This is a genomic window from Achromobacter marplatensis, assembly GCF_002209535.1.
GTDB classification, from domain to species: domain Bacteria; phylum Pseudomonadota; class Gammaproteobacteria; order Burkholderiales; family Burkholderiaceae_B; genus Achromobacter; species Achromobacter marplatensis.
This window is the reverse complement of sequence record NZ_NJIG01000002.1, coordinates 681,894-701,358: the sequence shown is the minus strand read 5'-3', so window position 1 is coordinate 701,358 and position 19,465 is coordinate 681,894. Positions and strand designations below refer to the sequence as shown.

The 19,465-nt window shown below is 65.3% G+C and carries 18 protein-coding genes; 3 read left to right on the top strand and 15 right to left on the bottom strand.

All coding sequences use genetic code 11. From position 1 onward, the window contains the following. The first annotated feature begins 4 nt into the window (after positions 1-4). Complete coding sequence (locus CEY09_RS06745; protein ID WP_088588014.1) at positions 5-745, top strand: TadE/TadG family type IV pilus assembly protein; 741 nt, start codon at positions 5-7, stop codon at positions 743-745. Between the two features lie 9 nt (positions 746-754). On the opposite strand, the gene ftsB is transcribed toward CEY09_RS06745, so the two are convergent. The 4 genes from ftsB to CEY09_RS06720 all read right to left on the bottom strand — a co-directional run bounded on the left by ftsB (position 755) and on the right by CEY09_RS06720 (position 4,720). Then, positions 755-1,207, bottom strand: coding sequence for a cell division protein FtsB (ftsB, locus tag CEY09_RS06740; protein WP_088588013.1), 453 nt, complete (start codon positions 1,205-1,207; stop codon positions 755-757). 71 nt (positions 1,208-1,278) lie between these two features. Further along, positions 1,279-2,565 carry a phosphopyruvate hydratase gene (gene eno / locus CEY09_RS06735; RefSeq protein ID WP_006218107.1) on the bottom strand — a complete coding sequence of 429 codons (1,287 nt, stop codon included), beginning with the start codon at positions 2,563-2,565 and terminating at the stop codon, positions 1,279-1,281. 4 nt (positions 2,566-2,569) lie between these two features. Beyond that, on the bottom strand, positions 2,570-2,851 hold the full coding sequence (locus CEY09_RS06730; protein ID WP_088588012.1) for a DUF1330 domain-containing protein: 282 nt from the start codon (positions 2,849-2,851) through the stop codon (positions 2,570-2,572). A gap of 216 nt (positions 2,852-3,067) precedes the next feature. Beyond that, positions 3,068-4,720, bottom strand: coding sequence for a CTP synthase (locus CEY09_RS06720; protein WP_088588010.1), 1,653 nt, complete (start codon positions 4,718-4,720; stop codon positions 3,068-3,070). Between the two features lie 222 nt (positions 4,721-4,942). On the opposite strand from CEY09_RS06720, the gene CEY09_RS06715 reads away from it, so the two are divergent. Further along, a complete protein-coding gene (locus CEY09_RS06715) occupies positions 4,943-5,941 on the top strand; it encodes a hypothetical protein (RefSeq protein ID WP_088588009.1) in 999 nt (332 codons plus the stop codon). Positions 5,942-6,025: 84 nt separating this feature from the next. Here the strand turns inward: CEY09_RS06715 and CEY09_RS06710 are convergent, their stop codons facing one another. The 9 genes from CEY09_RS06710 to CEY09_RS06670 form a co-directional block, all read right to left on the bottom strand. Continuing rightward, entirely contained in the window at positions 6,026-7,816 is a 1,791-nt protein-coding gene (locus CEY09_RS06710) for an aminopeptidase P family protein (protein WP_088588008.1), read from the bottom strand. Positions 7,817-7,830: 14 nt separating this feature from the next. After that, entirely contained in the window at positions 7,831-8,655 is an 825-nt protein-coding gene (locus CEY09_RS06705; RefSeq protein WP_006223883.1) for a M55 family metallopeptidase, read from the bottom strand. A 20-nt stretch (positions 8,656-8,675) separates the two neighbouring features. Next, positions 8,676-9,770, bottom strand: a complete 1,095-nt coding sequence (locus CEY09_RS06700) for a DmpA family aminopeptidase (protein ID WP_088588007.1) — start codon at positions 9,768-9,770, stop codon at positions 8,676-8,678. Positions 9,771-9,953: 183 nt separating this feature from the next. Beyond that, positions 9,954-10,853 carry a glutathione ABC transporter permease GsiD gene (gene gsiD, locus CEY09_RS06695; protein ID WP_006223881.1) on the bottom strand — a complete coding sequence of 300 codons (900 nt, stop codon included), beginning with the start codon at positions 10,851-10,853 and terminating at the stop codon, positions 9,954-9,956. Between the two features lie 7 nt (positions 10,854-10,860). Continuing rightward, positions 10,861-11,781 carry a glutathione ABC transporter permease GsiC gene (gene gsiC, locus CEY09_RS06690; protein ID WP_006223880.1) on the bottom strand — a complete coding sequence of 307 codons (921 nt, stop codon included), beginning with the start codon at positions 11,779-11,781 and terminating at the stop codon, positions 10,861-10,863. A gap of 89 nt (positions 11,782-11,870) precedes the next feature. After that, positions 11,871-13,424 carry a glutathione ABC transporter substrate-binding protein GsiB gene (gene gsiB / locus CEY09_RS06685; RefSeq protein WP_088588006.1) on the bottom strand — a complete coding sequence of 518 codons (1,554 nt, stop codon included), beginning with the start codon at positions 13,422-13,424 and terminating at the stop codon, positions 11,871-11,873. A 66-nt stretch (positions 13,425-13,490) separates the two neighbouring features. Then, positions 13,491-15,377 (bottom strand): dipeptide ABC transporter ATP-binding protein, encoded by a 1,887-nt coding sequence (locus tag CEY09_RS06680; protein ID WP_088588005.1) that lies wholly within the window; start codon positions 15,375-15,377, stop codon positions 13,491-13,493. Positions 15,378-15,421: 44 nt separating this feature from the next. After that, positions 15,422-16,402, bottom strand: a complete 981-nt coding sequence (locus CEY09_RS06675) for an isoaspartyl peptidase/L-asparaginase family protein (protein ID WP_088588004.1) — start codon at positions 16,400-16,402, stop codon at positions 15,422-15,424. Then, positions 16,399-17,274, bottom strand: a complete 876-nt coding sequence (locus CEY09_RS06670) for a MurR/RpiR family transcriptional regulator (RefSeq protein ID WP_006223876.1) — start codon at positions 17,272-17,274, stop codon at positions 16,399-16,401. Before CEY09_RS06670 ends, CEY09_RS06675 begins: the two co-directional genes overlap by 4 nt. A 190-nt stretch (positions 17,275-17,464) precedes the next feature. Here CEY09_RS06670 and CEY09_RS06665 point away from each other — a divergent pair, with 190 nt between their 5' ends. Then, entirely contained in the window at positions 17,465-17,923 is a 459-nt protein-coding gene (locus CEY09_RS06665) for a GNAT family N-acetyltransferase (RefSeq protein ID WP_088588003.1), read from the top strand. A 55-nt stretch (positions 17,924-17,978) separates the two neighbouring features. On the opposite strand, the gene CEY09_RS06660 is transcribed toward CEY09_RS06665, so the two are convergent. Together CEY09_RS06660 and CEY09_RS06655 are read right to left on the bottom strand one after the other, a co-directional pair. Next, positions 17,979-18,632, bottom strand: a complete 654-nt coding sequence (locus CEY09_RS06660; RefSeq protein WP_088588002.1) for a CoA transferase subunit B — start codon at positions 18,630-18,632, stop codon at positions 17,979-17,981. Positions 18,633-18,644: 12 nt separating this feature from the next. Continuing rightward, positions 18,645-19,343 carry a CoA transferase subunit A gene (locus CEY09_RS06655; RefSeq protein ID WP_054423951.1) on the bottom strand — a complete coding sequence of 233 codons (699 nt, stop codon included), beginning with the start codon at positions 19,341-19,343 and terminating at the stop codon, positions 18,645-18,647. Positions 19,344-19,465 lie beyond the last annotated feature (122 nt).

Genomic DNA, 19,465 nt, shown 5'->3' with positions numbered 1-19,465 from the left:
AGCCATGACCGCCTTTTTCTTTGCCTGTTCGCGGCAGCGGGGCGCCGCCGCCATCGAATTCGCCGTGGCTGGCGCCGTGGTGCTGCTGCTGGGCCTGCTGGCGATCGAAGCCGCCCGCTGGCAGGCCGTACGCCAGATGGCGCACCTGGCGCTGATCGAAGCCGCCCGCGCAGGCGCCACCGCCCATGGCGAACCCGCCCGCATGCGGCACGCTTTTCAACAAGCGTTGCTGCCGCTGCATGCCGGCGGGGAAGGCACGGCGGGCAAGGCCGACGCGCGGCGCCGGCTGGAACGCGCCCAGGCAGGTATTGCGGCACTGACCGGCCTGACCCCGTGGCGCATTGAAATCCTGCAGCCAGACACCCGCGCCTTCCGCCAGCACGGCCGCGCCGGGCTCACGGTGGCGGCGGCGCCGGGCTTGCGCGCTATCGACAACGACTACCAGGACCTGCAGCACGCGCGCCGGCCTCCCCCGCCCGGAGGCTTGAGCATCTTCGATGCGAACACGCTGAAACTGCGCCTGACCTATCTGCACCGGCCCTTGCTGCCGCCCGTGCGCATGCTGCTGGCGGCCTTGGGACGCGACGACGCCAGCTATGCAGGCGTGGCGCGTGCGCACGGCCTGCTGCCGATTCGGGTAGAACTGGAGATGGAGATGCACTCGCATCCGGTTGATTGGTCAGGCAAGATGCCTCAACCGGAAGGAATGGTGGCCGGCGCCTGCCGCGACGTCCGCTGCCCCTGAGGAAAAACCTCAGTGGCGGGTCGTGGCGTTGCTTGCCGGCGTGGCCGGTTTGGGCGCCGCCGGGTTGGCGGCAGGGCTGGCCGCCCGATTGGCGGGCGGCTTGGCAGCCGGCGCGCTGGCGCGCGTGGCGGTGGGCGGTTTGGCTGCGGGGTCTGTCGCCAGCGACGCGCCGGCGGCGGGAGGCTGCGTGTTCTGCGGCAGAATGTGCACGAACACTTCACCATCACGCATCATGCCGAGCTCGCCACGGGCGCGCTCTTCGATGGCGCCAGAGCCGCCTTCAAGATCCCGCACTTCGGCTTCCAGCGCGGCATTGCGCGCGCGCAGGCCTTCATTGGTCTCGCGCTGCTCCGCCACTTGGCGTTGCAGATCCCAGACCTTGAACCAGCCGCCCTTACCCAGCCACAGCGGGTATTGGATCAAGCCTACCAGCACGAACAGCACCAGGAACAACAGGCGCATACGCGAGAACCCTCAGAGCAGTCGTGGCGCGGATGCGGCGGCGGCGCCAGGCGCCGCTGCCGCGCTTCCCATCAACGCAGGTTGTAGAAAGCTTCCAGGCCAGGATACGACGCCACTTCAGCCAGCTCTTCCTCGATACGCAAGAGCTGGTTGTACTTGGCCATGCGATCCGAACGGGACAGCGAACCCGTCTTGATCTGCATCGCGTTGGTTGCCACGGCGATATCGGCGATGGTCGAGTCTTCGGTTTCGCCCGAACGGTGCGACACGACGGCGGTGTAGCCGGCGCGCTTGGCCATTTCGATGGCGGCGAAGGTTTCGGTCAGCGTGCCGATCTGGTTGATCTTGATCAGGATCGAGTTGGCGACGCCCTTCTGGATGCCTTCGCGCAGGATCTTGGTGTTGGTGACGAACAGGTCGTCGCCCACCAGTTGCACCTTCTTGCCCAACTGGTCGGTCAGGAGCTTCCAGCCGTCCCAATCGTTTTCGGCCATGCCGTCTTCGATGGAGATGATCGGGTACTTGTCGCACCAGGTGGCCAGCAGGTTGGTGAATTCCTGCGAGGACAGCGAGATGCCGCCTTCGCCGGCCAGCGTGTACTTGCCGTCGCGGTAGAACTCCGAGCTGGCGCAATCCAGACCCAGGGCGATCTGCGTGCCCGGCTCGTAGCCGGCTTCGGTGATGGCCTTCAGGATCAGCTGGATGGCGGCTTCATGGCTGGGCACGTTGGGCGCAAAACCGCCCTCGTCGCCGACGGCCGTGGACATGCCCTGGCCGTGGATCAGCTTTTTCAGCATGTGGAAGACTTCGGCGCCCCAGCGCAGGGCTTCGCGGAAGCTGCCTGCGCCCACCGGCAGGATCATCAGTTCTTGCAGATCCAGCGTGTTGTTGGCGTGCGCGCCGCCGTTGATGACGTTCATCATCGGCACGGGCATGCTCATGGGGCCGCTGCCGCCGAAATAGCGGTACAGGGACAGACCCGATTCGTCGGCGGCGGCGCGGGCCACTGCCATGCTGGCGGCCAGAATCGCGTTGGCGCCCAGGCGTTCCTTGGACTCGGTGCCATCCAGCTCGATCAGCGTGCGATCGACGAAGGTCTGTTCCTGGGCGTCCAGGCCCATCAGGGCTTCGGAGATTTCCGTATTCAGGTTTTCAACGGCGCGCAGCACGCCCTTGCCCAGATAACGGCTCTTGTCGCCATCGCGCAGCTCGATGGCTTCGCGGGCGCCCGTGGAGGCGCCGGACGGCACGGCCGCGCGGCCCATGGCGCCGGATTCCAGCAGCACATCACATTCCACGGTGGGGTTGCCGCGCGAATCCAGAATCTCGCGGCCGATGATATCGACGATTGCACTCATGACTTTACATTCCCTGAACGATAAACATATTCATGACGGCCGCGCCCTCACGGGCGTTGCGGGCACGGTACTGCCAGGAGTCGTAGAAGGCCTGGGCGGCGGCCATGGACGGGAATTCCATGACGACGGTGCGGCCAGGCTCACGGCCCTCAAGGTGCTTGGACTCTCCGCCGCGCACCAGGATCTTCGCATCGTACGCGCGCATGGCGAGCGTGGACAGACGCTTGTAATCCTCGTACTGCGCGGGCTTGGTCACCGTGACGTCGGCGATGAGGTAAGCACTCATGGGGTTCCTTCAGGACAGTTGCGTTGGTGGGTATCTACAGCGGATAGCTGACGCCAGATACGGCAACGCCGCCAGTGTCGCTGAAAGCGGCACGGCGACGCATATCCGTTGCTAATTGGTTGTATCCGAAAGCAGCGCCGCCGTACAGGCCGACGCTGGGGGACGGGCCCGCGGCCCCGAGGATCCGCATGCGGAACTCGAGACCGCGGACGCGCATCAGGCCCCCTGGCCGCGTCGAGCCTTCTGCTCGATGGCGGCGCGGATATAGCTGGAGAACAGCGGGTGGCCGTCACGCGGCGTGGAGGTGAACTCCGGGTGGAACTGCACGCCCACGAACCACGGGTGGTCGGGCAATTCCATCATTTCCGGCAGGTTTTCCGACGGCGTGCGGGCGCTGATCACCATGCCGGCCTCTTCCAGGCGCGGCACGTAGACGTTGTTGACCTCGTAGCGGTGACGGTGACGCTCGTTCACTTCGTCGCCATAGATGGTCTGCGCGCGGGTGCCGGGCTTGATCGGCACGCGTTGCGCGCCCTTGCGCATGGTGCCACCCAGGTCGGACGTGTTGTCGCGCTTTTCGACCTTGCCTTCGCGGTCCATCCATTCGGTGATGAGGGCCACCACGGGATGAGGCGCCGACGGATCGAATTCCGTGCTGTTGGCGCCGCCCAGGCCGGCGACGTGGCGCGCGAACTCGATGACGGCCAGCTGCATCCCTAAGCAGATGCCCAGGTACGGCACGCCGTTTTCACGGGCGTAGCGGATGGCGGCGATCTTGCCTTCGGTGCCGCGCTTGCCAAAGCCGCCCGGAACCAGAATGGCGTCCAGGTGCTTGAGTTGGTCGGTGCCGCGGGTTTCGATGTCTTCCGAGTCGATGTACTCGATGTTGATCTTCGAGCGCGTGTGGATGCCGGCGTGGACCAGCGCTTCCGTCAGCGACTTGTACGACTCGGTCAGGTCGACGTACTTGCCGACCATGCCGATCGTCAACTGGTGCTGCGGATGCTCCAGCGCTTCGACCAGATTGTCCCACATGGACAGATCGGCCGGCGGCGGGGTCAGGCCCAGCGCTTCGCAGACGATGTTGTCCACGCCTTGCTTATGCAGCATGGCCGGGATCTTGTAGATGGAATCGGCGTCCCAGACGGAAATCACCGCGTCCAGGGGCACGTTCGAGAACATCGAGATCTTGGCGCGCTCGTCGTCCGGGATGGGACGGTCGGCGCGGCACAGCAGCGCGTTCGGGTAGATGCCGATTTCGCGCAGCTTCTGCACCGAGTGCTGCGTGGGCTTGGTCTTCAGTTCGCCGGCGGAGGCGATGAAGGGCACCAGCGTCAGATGCACGAAGGCGGCATTGTTGCGGCCCATGCGCAGGCTCATCTGGCGAGCGGCTTCCAGGAAAGGCAGGGACTCGATGTCGCCCACCGTGCCGCCGATCTCGACGATGGCGACGTCCGTGTTGCCGTTCCAGCCGGCTTCGGCGCCACGGGCGATGAAGTCCTGGATTTCGTTGGTGATATGCGGAATCACCTGGACAGTCTTGCCCAGGTAGTCGCCACGGCGCTCTTTGCGCAACACCGATTCGTAGATCTGGCCCGTGGTGAAGTTGTTCACCTTGTGCATGCGGGCGGAGATGAAGCGCTCGTAGTGGCCCAGGTCCAGATCGGTTTCGGCGCCGTCTTCCGTGACGAACACTTCACCGTGCTGGAAGGGGCTCATCGTGCCCGGATCGACGTTGATGTACGGGTCGAGCTTCAGCATGGTGACCTGCAGACCACGCGACTCGAGGATGGCGGCGAGCGACGCAGCGGCGATGCCCTTGCCCAGGGAAGACACCACTCCGCCGGTGACAAATACGTATTTGGTCATCGTAATGAGCACCCGGGACGAGCGGGCGCGTGCGGGAAATTTGGATTATAGCCGGGAGGCGAAGGTTATTTGGGTTTTCCCCTAGCGATGACGCGTAACATTTGGCAGCACTCGAAACGCGTCGCCGGCCAACGCGTTGCATGGCGCGGGATAGCGTCGTGCTATGTTCGATCCCTAATTTTTCGACTGCTGTTTTTTCTCAACAATTCCCGCCCTTTCCCGATGACCGATCCCGCCCGATCCCCTACCTCGCTCGCGTGGCGACTGGCGCTGACCGCCGTCTTCCTGCGCCTGGCGTATGCCGCCGTGGTCCAGACCTACACGATGTTCGGCCTGCCGCAGTCCCTGCAAATGCGGGAGATGCACACCGAGCCCCAGTTCCTGGCCCCGCTCCTGGCGCATATCGCCGCGGCAGCGGCGATCGCCGGGCTGACCACCTGGGGCGCCATGCGCCGTTGGCTCGAGCGCAACAACACGACGGCCGTGGACGAGCCCCGCAAGCTATTCGGCACCTTCATCGCCCTGATGCTGGTCTACACGCTGGCCGTGGCCGCCGGCATGGCATTCCTGCATAGCGCGCTCATGGGCTTCGTCATGAACAACCGAGACATGCTGGAAGCCCGGTTCGGCGTCGGCATCGTCGGCCAGTTCCTGGCGCTGGGCATCATCGTGCGGGTCGTGACCATCGTGCTGGAGATGATCGGCATCTGCGTCGTCGTGCGCATTGCCGCCTGGACCGTGCAGCCTGCCGGCCCGGCCGGCGGCCCCGCGTACGAGCGGCGCCAGGCGGCCTGGATCGCCGGGCTGACCGTGCTGATCTGGCAACTGAGCGTCTCGATCTCGCTGGGCGGCTTCTTGCAGATGCACTCCCTGAGCGCGGGCTGGACGGAATACTTGCTGGGCTACCTGGCGCTGCCGGTGATCCTGCTGGCGCTGTGCGCGTTGCTCTGCCGGAACCTCCTGCCGCGCGCCATCGGCGCGGCGCGGCTGGGCCGGGCGGTGGCCCACGGCACGCTCGCGTTCTGGCTGGCCCAGGCACTGGGCGTCGGCGTGGGATTCCTGATGGTCCGAGCGATGACCTGGGACCAATTGATCCGCGCGGCGCTATCGCCTATGTCGCCTGTGGTGGCGTTCGTGGCCTACGCCGTGCTGCTGGCCTTGGGCTGCCTGATCGGCAGGCTCCTTTTCTACCCGCGCGCAAGGGCCGCGTCGGAAGCCTGACGCCCGTCCGCGCCAAAGGGCCGCACAAGGAAAAAGGCCGCGGGCGCTACGCCCACGGCCTTTTTCACGGACTCGCCCCGAAGGTCAGATCGCTGCGGTACGGCGCGTCAGCCAGGCCAGCGCCTCGCCTTCGACCAGCGGCGACAGGCGCTCGAACACCGTCTTGTGATAGTCGTTCAGCCAGGCGGTCTCGTCGGCGCGCATCAGCGACGCCTCGATGCAGCGGGTGTCGATCGGGCACAGCGTCAGCGTTTCGAAGCACAGGAATTCGCCCAGTTCGGACGTAAGCCAACTGCGGTTGGCCACCAGGTTCTCGATGCGCACGCCCCAACGGCCCGGGCGATAGATGCCCGGTTCGTTCGACGTGATCATGCCCGGCTCCATCGCCGTGTGCGGGCCCGGCATGGCGCGGTACGAAATGACCTGCGGGCCTTCATGCACGTTCAGGAAGTAACCCACGCCGTGGCCGGTGCCATGGCCGTACTCCGCACCGCCTTCCCAGATGGGCGCGCGCGCGATGGCATCCAGCATGGGCGACGGGGTGCCGCGCGGGAAAGAAGCGCGCGACAGCGCGATCATGCCCTTGAGCACCAGCGTGAAGTCCACCTTCTGGTCGGCGCTGGGCGTGCCCACCGCGACCACGCGGGTGATGTCGGTGGTGCCGCCCAGGTACTGCCCGCCCGAATCGATCAGCAACAGGCCGTCGCCCTCAATGGTGGCGTGCGATTCCGGCGTAGCGCGGTAATGCGGCATGGCGCCGTTGGCGTTGAAGCCGGCGATGGTGGCGAAGCTGGGGCAGACATAGGCCGGCCGGCGCGCGCGGGCGGCGGTGATCTGCTCGTCGATCGTCAGTTCGGTGATGGTTTCCTTGCCCAGCGCGCCTTCGAACCAGGCGAAGAATTCGCAGAGCGCCGCGCCGTCCTGCGCCATCGCCTGGCGCACATGGGCCAGCTCGGCGTCGGTCTTGCGGGACTTCAACAATGTGGACGGGTTGATCGCCTCGATGCGCGGCACGGCCGGGTCCATGGCGTGGAACACGCCGCACGTCACGCGCGCCGGGTCGATCAGCAACTTCTGGTCCAGTTCCAGCGAGGCCAAGGCGTCGGCAGCCTGGGCATAGCCCGCCACTTCAACGCCGTCGGCGGCCAGCGTGGCGCGCAACGCGTCGTCGACCTTGCCGTCGGCCACGAACAGCGTGGCGTGGTCCAGACCGATCAGCGCATGGCCGACGAAAACGGGGTTGTAGTCCACATCGGCGCCGCGCAGATTCAGCAGCCAGGCGATGTCGTCCACGGTACAGATGAAATGCACGTCGGCGCCATGCGCGCGCATGCCCTCGCGCACCTGCGCCAGTTTGTCGGCACGGCTTACGCAGGCCTCGGGCGCCACGTGCTCATAGATCTTGGCGTCCGGCAGGCCGGCGCGGTCCGTCCAGACCTCGTCCAACAGGTCCGCACGGATCTCCAGCGTGGCGCCGGAGGTGGCCGCGGCCACCGACAGCGCGCGGAAGGCGCCCAGGCCCAGCACCTGGCCGTCCACGCCGATGACGTCTCCCGCCCGCGTGTTGGCGGCCAGCCAGTCCACGTGCCCGGGGGTCGAGGCCAGGGCGATCTTCATCAGCTGCACGCCCGTGCCGGCCAGTTGCGCCTCGGCCTGCACCCAGTAGCGGCTGTCCACCCACAGACCGGCGAAATCCGCCGTGACGACGAGGGTGCCCACCGACCCTGTAAAGCCCGAGAGCCAGCGCCGCCCTTGCCAGCGCGCCGGCAGGTACTCGGACAGGTGCGGGTCCGAAGACGGGACGATATAGGCGGACAGGCCGCGGCGGCTCATGGCCTGCCGCAATTGGGCGATACGGGCGTCGGTGCTAGACATGGGGGATGGGATCCTTAGCGCAACATGAAAGACATGGCGGCCAGGCTGTTCAGCGTACGGACGGCGGCCTGCATGCTATCCGTGGTGAATCGCAAGGTGACGCCGTCCACGCGTTCCAGCGTGGGCCACATGCAGAACAGGTCGGCGAGCGCCGCGCTCTGCGTCTGCAACCGGCATTCTATAGGGGCGGGAATGCGGAAAGGAACGGGAGCCTGCTTCTTCAGGTTGCGCACGGCAGTTTCGGCCGCAGCGGCGATGGCGCGGCGGGAAGCGGCGGGGGACAGGGTGATGCCGCTGCCCTGCCCATGCGCCACTTTGGTCTGCACCCATTCGGCGCCGGGGAAGGTGTCGCGGGTTTCTGAAATGAAGACGTCGTCGCCCGTGCCCAGGATGACGGGCACGCCCATCTCGCCGGCCAGCGCGCCGTACAGGCCGGCTTCGCCCAGTTCCATCCCGTTGATGAACACGCGCGAGAACGCGAAGCTGTTGATCGTGTGGGCCAGGATGCCGCGACCTTGCGAGCGCGAGTGGTAGCCGATCATGAAGACGGCATCGCAGCCTTCTTCAAGCCCGCCCATCATGCCCAGGTAGCGCGGCTTGCCCAGCACCAGGCGGGCGCGTTCGTCCAGGCCGTCGGGCAGCAGGTTGCGAAAGCCCCCGTGCGAATCGTTGACCAGGATCTCTTCGGCGCCGCCGGCGATCGCGCCTTGCACGGCCGCATTGGCCTCGGCGGTCATCCAGGCGCGGGCGCGCTCGTATTCGCCATTGCCGGCGCGGACTTGTTCAGCATGGAAGACGCCGGCGACGCCTTCGATATCGGTGGAAATCAGGATCTTCATGGGATCAGCCCTCAGGGGATTCAGAATGCGGTGTCGGACAGCCACTGGCGCCACTGGGGCGCCGCGTCGCGGATGGCGGCGCGGTGATGGCCGTCGCGCCCGGTCACGCCGTCGGCATGCCAGAGCGCGGAAATGATGGCTTGTTCGCAGGCCTCGGCGGCCGCTTCGAACAAGGGGTCGATGCGGGTTTCATGCAGCATGGCGACGGCCGGCATCGGCTGCTCGGCCAGTTGCGGGATCGTATAGGCGGTGGAAAACGCCAGCGCGATGTCGCCGCTGCCATGGCCGAACACCGAGCCGGTGCGCGCCAGGCCGGCGCCGGCGCGTAAGGACAGCCGGCGCAGTTGGCGCGCATCCAGCGGCGCGTCGGTGGCCAGCAGCAAGATGATGGAGCCCTTCTCCGGCACGATCACCGCGTTCTCGCCTTGCTGCGCCAGACCACGATCCAGCTGGTCCGCCAGCCGGCGGCCGAACGGCCTGCCCGCCACGGTCAGGTTGGGCAAGCGACCGAAGTTGGAAAGCACAAGCGCCCCTACGGTGTAGCGCAGGCCGGGCCGGATGGCGGCCACGCGGGACGCCGAGCCGATGCCGCCCTTGAAGGAAAAGCACGACATGCCACGCCCCGCGCCGACGGCGCCTTGCGCGAACGGCTTGGCAGCGTTGGCGCAAGCCTCGGCATAGTGCGATTCCTGCACCGCCAGCGCCTGGATGTCATTCAAATAGCCGTCATTGCATTCAAAGACGAGCGGGTTCACGGTCGCCATGCCACGGCCAATGCCGGGGTTGGCCGCCACCGCCTGGCGGATCTGCGCGTTGGCGACGGTGCCCACGCCAAAGGTGTTGGTCAACGCGATGGGCGTTTCCAGCACGCCTAGTTCCTGCACCTGGACCAGGCCTGTACTTTTGCCGAAGCCGTTCAGGATGGTCGCGGCGGCGGGCACCTTGTCCAGATAGGGGTCGCCGCCGTGCGGCCGCACCACGGTCACGCCGGTCTGCAGGGGGCCATCGGCCAGCGTGCAGTGCCCGACCGTGACATCGCCCACGTCGCAGATCGTATCCAGCGGGCCCGACGGCAGCACGCCGATGCGGGGAAATTCGTGCGCTTGTTTATCCATGGTTGCCGCGTGTCGCCACGCTCCTTAATGCAAAACGCCGCCGCCCTTCGTTCGACTCATGCGCACCCAACGGGGCGCATGATCCAAACGAGGACGGCGGCGAGAAGAGCCTGCCGCCTGACGCCGCCCCCTTTCGGGATAGCTGCCCCCGAAAGGGGCGGCGCGGCGCGGCGAGGCACTCATTTACTTGCGGTCGATCTTGGGGTCGAGCGCGTCGCGCAGGCCGTCGCCCAGCAGGTTGAAGGCCAGCACCGTCAGGAAAATCGCCAGCGCCGGGAAGATCGCCACATGCGGGGCGATCACCATGTCGGCGCGCGCCTCGTTCAGCATCGCGCCCCACTCCGGCGTGGGAGGCGATGCGCCCATGCCCAGGAAGGACAGGCTGGCCGCGGTGATGATCGACGTGCCGATACGCATCGTGCCGTACACCACGATCGGCGAGATCGTGCCGGGCAGGATGTGGCGCATGATGATGGTCCAGTCGGACGCGCCCACGCTCTTGACCGCTTCGACATACGTCATCTGCTTGATCGACAGCGTATTGCCGCGCACCAGGCGGGCGAACGCCGGCACGCTGAACACGGCCACGGCCACGATCACGTTGACCATGCTGGAGCCCAGGATGGCGACCACGCCGATGGCCAGCAGCATGCCGGGGAAGGCCAGCAGCACGTCCGAGATGCGCATCGTGATGCGTTCCCACCAGCCTTCGTAGTAGCCGGCCATCAGGCCCATGAAGGTGCCGACGATGGCGCCCATGGCGACCGACAAAAAGCCCGCCGCCAGCGAGATCCGCGCGCCCATGACGATGCGGCTGAAGATGTCGCGGCCCAGCGAATCCACGCCCAGCCAGTGGGTCAGCGACGGGCCGGCGTTCAGCGCGTCGTAGTCGAAGAAGTTCTCGGCGTCGAACGGCACGATCCACGGCGCGAAGACCGCGACCACGACCAGCAGCAGGACGAAGATGCCGGCGCCCACGCCCAGCTTCTGTTTCTTGAATTTGCGCCAAAACTCGGTGGCGGGCGTGCGCACGTCGTTCTTGGGAACAGCGGCGATGGTCGTGGCGGGTGTCGTATTGCTCATGGCCGCCTCACTTGTAACGGATGCTGGGATTGATGACGCCATAGAGCACGTCGACAATCAGGTTGATCAGGATGAATTCCAGCGAGAACAGCAGCACCAGGCCCTGGATCACCGGATAGTCGCGCTGGGTCACGGCGTCGACCAGCAGACGGCCAAGGCCGGGCCAGTTGAACACCGTCTCGACCACGATCGAGCCGCCCAGCAGGAAGCCGAACTGCAAGCCCATCATGGTCACGACGGGAATCAGCGCGTTGCGCAGCGCGTGCTTGATCACGACGCGGCGTTCGGTCAGGCCCTTGGCGCGGGCGGTCCGCACGAAGTCTTCCTGGATGACTTCCACGAACGAGGCTCGCGTGAAGCGCGCCATCACGGCGGCCACCGCGGCGCCCAGCGTGAGGGACGGAAGGATGTAGTGTTTCCAGCTTGAGGCGCCGACGGTCGGCAACCAGCCCAGGTTCACGGAGAACACCTGCATCAGCATCATGCCCAGCGCGAACGCGGGGAAAGAGATGCCTGACACCGCCAGCGTCATGCCAAGGCGGTCGGGCCAACGGTTGCGCCAGACGGCCGACACGATCCCGATGATCATGCCGAAGGTCACTGACCACGCCATGCTGGCCATCGTCAGCCACAGGGTGGGCATGAAGCGGTCGGAAATCTCGGTCGAGACGGGGCGCTTGGTACGCAGCGAGGTACCCAGGTCGCCTTGCAGCATATGGCTGAAATAGCGCACGAACTGCTGCGGCAGGGGCAGATCCAGCCCAAGTTCCTTGCGCACCAGCTCAACCGTTTGCTGGTCGGCCTCCTGGCCCGCAGCCAGTCGCGCCGGGTCGCCCGGAAGCATGTGCACAAACAGGAACACGACCACGGCTACCAGCAGCAGCGTGGGGATCATGCCCAAAAGACGTTTGACGATGTAGGTCAGCATTGAAATTCCTGCAACATCGGCGGGGACACCGCGTCCCCGCCGTATGTGGCCTTACAAGGGCCCGAAGGCCCCGAGAGTGACTGCTAGGTTTACTGCTTCAGTTCGATGTCGCCGAACCAGAACGAGGTGTCCGGTTCCACGTACACACCCGACAGGTTCTTCGACTTCACGTACAGGTTGTTCTGGGTCACCAGGAAGGCCCACGGGGCGTCCTTCCAGATGGTTTCCTGAACGTTCTTGTAGATTTCCGTCTTCTTGGCGCGATCGGTCGTGGCCAGGGCTTCCTGGATGCCGTCGTCCACCGACTTGTTCGAGTAGTACGACACGTTGTTCAGCACCGGCGGGAACGCGGCGGTGGTCAGGAGCGGACGCAGGCCCCAGTCGGCTTCACCGGTCGAGGACGACCAGCCGGCGTAGTACATGCGGACCTTGGCGTCTTCAGGCTTCTGCACCTGTTGGACGCGCTGCACGCGCTGACCCGATTCCAGCACTTCCACCGACACCTTGATGCCAACTTGCGCCAGTTGCTGCTGCAGGAACTGCACCACCTTCACCGAGGTGCCGTCGTTATAGGCGGACCACAGCTGGCTTTCGAAGCCGTTGGGGTAGCCGGCTTCAGCCAGCAGGGCCTTGGCCTTCTTGATGTCGTACGGCCACGGGCCGGTCTTGTGCGCGAAGTCCACGCCGGTCGGCACGACGCCGTCGACGATGGTGGCGTAGCCCGAGAAAGCGACCTTGGCCAGGGCTTCCTTGTTGATGGCGTAGTTGATCGCCTCACGCACCTTGACGTTGTCGAACGGCTTTTGCTGCGTGTTCATCGACAGATAGCGGGCCATGATCGAGTTCTTGTGATCGACCACGTCCAGCTTGTCGTTCTTCGAGAGCACGGCGGCCTGTTCGAACGGCACCGGGAATGCGAACTGCGCTTCGCCCGTCTGCACCACGGCGGCGCGGGTGTTGTTGTCCGTCACGGTACGGAAGGTCAGCGTATCGACCTTCGGATAGCCCTTCTTCCAGTAGCCGTCGAACTTCTTGACCTTCAGGTATTCAGCCGGCTTCCATTCGACGAATTCGAACGGGCCGGTGCCCACCGGGTGGAAACCGATTTCCTTGCCGTACTTGGCCAGGGCGGCCGGCGAGATCATCATGGCGGCCGGGTGGGCCAGCGCGTTGATGAAGGCCGAGAACGGCTTCTTCAGCGTGATCTTGACGGTCAGCGGATCCACCACGTCGATCTTTTCGATGACGCTGAACTGGATGTAGCGCGACAGGCGGTTTTCCGGGTTGGCCGGGCGATCGAAGTTGATCTTGACCGCTTCGGCGTTGAAGTCAGTGCCGTCGTGGAACTTCACGCCGGGGCGCAGCTTGAACGTGTAGACCAGGCCGTCTTCGCTGACGGTGTAGTCGGTCGCCAGGACCTTCTGGACCTTCAGGTCCTTGTCGAATTCGAACAGGCCTTCGTAGTAGGCCTTGCCGGCCGCCTGGTTCAGGGTGCTGTTGGTGTTGTACGGGTCAAGCGTTTCCAGTGCGATGGAGACGGCAAACGTCACGTCCTTGGCGGCAAACGCCAACGGCGAAGTGAGCACACCGAAGGCCACCGCAGCGGCGGCCATCAGCTTGGTGGGGCGCATAACTTTCATCATTGCAACTCCTGGTTCCAAAATGGAATTAGGGGGTTTGGTGGAAGAAAAACAAGTACGACAACGGAATCAATACGCGCCGCCGACCGGATGGCGGGCAACGAAGTGATCGGTTCCAACCTGCACCAGCGGCTGCACCACCGGCTCGTCGCCGAGCTTGCGGATCGGGCTGGGGATTTCATCGGACAGCAAGGTGCGCTTCAGATGGCGGCGCGCCGGATCGGCGATCGGCACGGCCGACATCAGCTTCTTGGTGTACGGGTGCTGCGGATTCTCGAAAATGGCGCGGCGCGGGCCGATCTCGACGATCTGGCCCAGGTACATCACGGCCACGCGATGGCTGACACGCTCCACCACGGCCATGTCGTGCGAGATGAACAGGAACGAAATGCCCATGTCGCGCTGCAGGTCGATCAGCAGGTTCACGATCTGGGCCTGGATCGACACGTCCAGCGCCGACACCGATTCGTCCGCGATCACGACCTTCGGGTTCAGGGCAAGCGCGCGCGCGATGCAGATGCGCTGGCGCTGGCCGCCCGAGAATTCATGCGGGTAGCGCTGCGCCATTTCCGGCGGCATGCCCACGCGTTCCAGCAATTCCGCCACGCGGCGCTCCGCATCGCGGCCCTTGGCCACGCCGTGCACCAACAGCGGCTCCATGATAGAGAAACCGACCGTGACGCGCGGATCCAGCGATGCGAACGGGTCCTGGAACACGAACTGGATGTCACGGCGCAGGGATTGCAGCTCGCTGTTCTTCAGACGCACGATGTCGCGCCCGCCGAACTTGATCTCGCCGCCCTGGCTGTCCACCAGGCGCAACAGCGAACGGCCGGTCGTGGACTTGCCGCAACCGGATTCGCCGACCAGCGACAGCGTTTCGCCCGGATACAGGTCGAAGCTGACCTGTTCCACGGCGTGCACGCGGCGCTGCACGCGGCTCAGGATGCCGCCGCGCAGATCGAAGCGGGTCACCAGGTTGCGCACGCTCAGGATCGGCTCGCGCTTGGCGGCCGGCACTTCCTGCGTGCTGGTGACACCAGGTTCAGCCACGGGCTGCGCCTGGCCTTCCACCTGCAACAGCGGGAAGCGCGCGGGCAGATCGGTGCCTTCCATGGCGCCCAGCTTCGGCACCGCCGACAGCAGCGCCTTGGTGTAGGAATGCTTGGGTGCGGAGAAGACCTGTTCCGACGGGCCTTCCTCGACCTTGTCGCCGCGATACATGACCAGCACGCGGTCGGCCACTTCCGCGACCACGCCCATGTCGTGGGTGATGAACACCACGCCCATGTGCATCTCTTCCTGCAGCTGACGGATCAGTTGCAGGATCTGCGCCTGGATGGTGACGTCCAGCGCGGTGGTGGGTTCGTCGGCGATCAGCAGCGCCGGCTTGCAGGCCAGCGCCATCGCGATCATCACGCGCTGGCGCATGCCGCCCGACAACTGGTGCGGATAGCGGTCCAGCACCGATTTGGCTTCCGGAATGCGCACCTGCTCCAGCATACGCAGCGCCTCGGCGCGCGCGGCCGCAGCGTCCTTGCCCTGGTGCTGGCGGATCGATTCGGCGATCTGGTCGCCGGCCGTGAACACCGGATTCAAGGAGGTCATCGGCTCCTGGAAGATCATGGCCATGTCCGCGCCGCGCACATTGCGCATCACGCGTTGGCTGGAACCGACCAGGTCGATCACGGAGCCGTTGCGCCGGCGCAGGGCCATGCTGCCCTGGGCGATGCGGCCGCCGCCATGTTCCACCAGACGCATGAGTGCCAGGGACGTCACCGACTTGCCCGAACCCGATTCGCCCACGATGGCCAGGGTTTCACCCCGGTCCACATGGAACGACAGGTTGCGCACGGCTTCGACCGTGCGCTCCGAACCTACGAAGCGCACCGTCAGGTCGTCGACCTGGACCACGCGGTTTTCCGGCAGCGCCAGGCTGTTTGCGCGATCAACCATCTCTTTAATATCCCCAAATACTGAAAAAACGAACCCGTTGCCGCTTAACGATAGATCGCGGTAACCGGCTTTTCGCCCACGCGGGCGTAACCCCGATACATGCCTTCCGTGTTGAAAGGCAACGCCACATTGCCCTGGGCGTCGACGGCCACCAGACCGCCCTTGCCGCCGATGGTGGGCAGTTTTTCCATCACGACGCGATCCGCCGCCGCTTCCAGCGACGCACCGCAATATTCCATCTGTGCCGCCACGTCGTAAGCCGAGACCATGCGGATGAACATCTCGCCGGTGCCCGTCGTGGAGACGGCGCAGGTCTTGTTGCTGGCGTAGGTGCCGGCGCCGATCAGCGGCGCATCGCCGACGCGGCCGACCTGCTTGTTGGTGATGCCGCCGGTGGAGGTGGCAGCCGCCAGGTTGCCCTGAGCATCCACGGCCACCGCGCCGACCGTGCCGAACTTCTTGTCGGCATCCAGCGGATCGGCCGGTGCGGGCTGGCCGCGCGCGACCATCGCCTGGCCGTCGTGATCCAGCACGGCGGCTTCCGGCGTTTCGCGCTGCACGCGCAGCAGTTGTTCGCGGCGGGCTTCGGTCGAGAAATACGACGGATCGACGATTTCCAGGCCCGCGTCGCGTGCGAAGGTTTCAGCGCCCTCGCCCACGAAAAACACGTGCTTGCTGGTTTCCATGACGCGGCGCGCCGCAAAGATAGGGTTGCGCACGCAGTTCACGTTGGCGATGGCGCCTGAACGCAGCGTGGCGCCATCCATGATGGCGGCGTCCAGTTCGTGGGTGCCGGCGCTGGTGAACACCGCGCCATGGCCGGCGTTGAACAGCGGGCAATCTTCAAGCAGGCGTACGGCTTCGGTGACGGCGTCCAGGGCGCTGCCGCCACGGGCCAGCACGGCTTGGCCGGCGGTCAGGATGGACTCCAGGGCGGCCAGGTATTCCTGTTCTTTCTCGGGCGACATGGCCGCGCGGGACATCGCGCCGGCGCCACCGTGAATGGCAATCACGGGTTGAATCATCGTTTACCTACTCCATGGATAAGCCACGGCATCACGGACTGGGTCACCCCAGCAGCGGCCGCGACGGAATTCTTGGCCCGATAGGCCACCGCGGCGGACAGGGCTTCGATCAGCCCCAGCGCAGCGGTTTCGGAATTGGGAATCAGCTGGCGCGCGGAAAACGCATACAGAACGACGGATGCCGTGGGCGCCAGCGGAGACGTGGGTTTGTCGGTCAGCACCAGGACGGGCACGCCAGCCTGCTTGGCGGCGGCGGCCAGCGTCACGGTGTCGGCCAGATAGCGCGGGAAACCGATAGCGATCACCAGGTCCTTGGCGGTCATGCGCGACATCTGGCGCGCCGCGTGCGACACGCCGCCGGGACCGGCCAACGATTCGACGGAATGCAGGCTCATGCACAGGCCGCGTTGCAGCAGGCCGGCCAGAAAGCCGCTGGCGCCGAAACCGATGATGAACACGCGGTCGGCGGCCAGGATGGCCTCCACCGCCTGCTCACAGGCGGCCGAATCCAGCGATTGCAGGTTGCGCTGCGCGTTGCGGATGTCTTCTTCCAGCGTGGCGGCGAAGATCTGCACGGCGCTGGCGGAATGCGCCAGTTCGGTACGCAGCTTTTCGACGGGTTCCAGCGCGGCTTCAAATCCGCGCGCCAGTTCGGCGCGGAATTGCGGATAGCCCGGCAGGTCCAGAGCGCGCGCAAAGCGGTTCGCCGTGGCCACTGACACCCCTACCGCCGCCGCGAACTCGTCGATGGTCATCGTGGCGGCGCGGAACTGGTGCGCCAGCACGTACTCGGCCATCTTGTGCTGCGTCCGGCTCAACGCAGGCTGAGCCCGGGCGATCCGATCAGCGATCGTAAGTGCGGCCTTGTTCATCGGTGGGGGATGGGTCTTAGCTGAGGTTTGTGTAAATCTGTTTACACACAAATTTTAGATAAGAAAATTCATTTTCATAGTAAGGGTATACCCGTGAATTTATGTAACAGTGCATCAAAAAAAACGGGGCCGGTTTGAGGTACGCTAACGGCGCCCTGCTTTTCACCCCCTGCCCCCTTGGATTGACGCAATGCCCGATTGGATCTGCAAACCCCACCAGGACCTGACCGTGCCGGAGATCTACGCGATCCTGCGCCTGCGCACGGAAGTCTTCGTCATCGAACAGCAGTGCATCTTCCAGGACGTCGACGGCAAGGACCTGATCGGCCAGACGTGCCACCTGATGGCATGGCAGGACGGCCAATTGGCCGCCTATTGCCGGATGCTGGACCCATCACAAAAAGACGGGCAGATCGAGATCGGACGCGTCATCACCGCGCCCTGGGCACGCGGCCAGGGCCTGGGCCACGAGCTGATCCGCCATGCAATGCAGGAAGTGCGCCAGCGTTGGCCCGGCCGCGCCATGTACCTGGGCGCCCAGGCCCGCTTGCGCAACTACTACGGCGGGCACGGCTTCGTGCAGGTCACCGAGGAATACATCGAGGACGGCATCCCGCACGTGGGAATGCGGCTGGACGAAACCGCCTAGCGCCCAATGAAAAACGCCCCTTGCGGGGCGTTTTGCGTAAACGGGAGCAGCCGGTTTATTTGACGGCCGACACGTCCAGTTTGGCCAGCGTTTTGGACTGGATTTCGTCCACGGTCACGCCCGGCGCCGTTTCCAGCAGCGTCAGGCCGCCTTCGGTGACTTCCATCACGCCCAGGTCGGTGATGATCAGATCGACCACGCCCACGCCGGTCAGCGGCAGATTGCATTCGGGCAGCAACTTGATGTCTTCGGTGCCGTCCTTCTTCTTGGCCACGTGTTCCATCAGGACCACGACGCGGCCGACGCCGGCTACGAGATCCATTGCGCCGCCCATGCCCTTGACCATCTTGCCCGGGATCATCCAGTTGGCCAGATCGCCCTTTTCGGAAACCTGCATCGCACCCAGGATGGCCAGGTTGATCTTGCCGCCGCGGATCATCGCGAACGAGTCCGCGGACGAGAAGATCGACGAGCCCGGCAACGTCGTCACCGTCTGCTTGCCAGCGTTGATCAGGTCAGCGTCGACTTCGTCATCGGTGGGGAACGGGCCGATGCCCAGCAGGCCGTTCTCGGATTGCAGCCACACTTCCACGCCCTTGGGCACGTGGTTGGCCACCAGGGTCGGCAGGCCGATACCCAGGTTCACATAAAAACCGTCTTGCAGCTCGCGCGCGGCGCGCGCCGCCATTTCATCGCGGGACCATGCCATGTCGTCTTCTCCTTAGGCCGGGCGAGTGGTGCGTTGTTCGATGCGCTTTTCCGGCGTCGTGTTCAGCACGATCCGTTGCACATAGATGCCGGGCAGGTGGATCTGATCGGGATCCAGGCTGCCGGTGTCAACGATCTCTTCGACCTCGACCACCGTGAACTTGCCGGCCATGGCGACGTTCGGGTTGAAGTTGCGGGCTGTCTTGCGGAACACCAGGTTGCCGCTGCGGTCGGCGATGTGCGCCTTGACCAGCGACACGTCCGGCACCAGCGAACGCTCCATCACGTATTGCTGGCCGTCGAACTCGCGGATTTCCTTGCCGTCGGCCACGATGGTGCCCACGCCGGTGCGCGTGAAGAACGCGGGGATGCCCGCGCCGCCGGCGCGCAGCTTCTCGGCCAGCGTGCCTTGCGGGGTGAACTCAAGCTCGAGTTCGCCCGACAGGAACTGGCGTTCGAATTCCTTGTTCTCGCCCACGTAGGACGCGATCATCTTGCGGACCTGGCGCGTATTGAGCAACTGGCCCAAGCCGAAACCGTCGACGCCCGCATTGTTGCTGATGCACGTCAAATCCTTCACGCCCGAATCGCGCAGCGCGGCGATCAGGGCCTCGGGAATACCGCACAGGCCGAAACCGCCCACGGCGATCATCTGACCGTCCTTGACGATGCCTGCCAGCGCCTCCTGGGCGCTTGCAAAAACCTTGTCCATCGCTCCAACTCCTAGTTAAGGTCGAACTCAAGAGTGCCCGCCCCGCCGCTTACGCGGCCGTCCCGCCTGGGGATCAAGAAATTCGGGGAGGGCCCTGTTTTTCCTTGGAGCGCGGCTGCCGG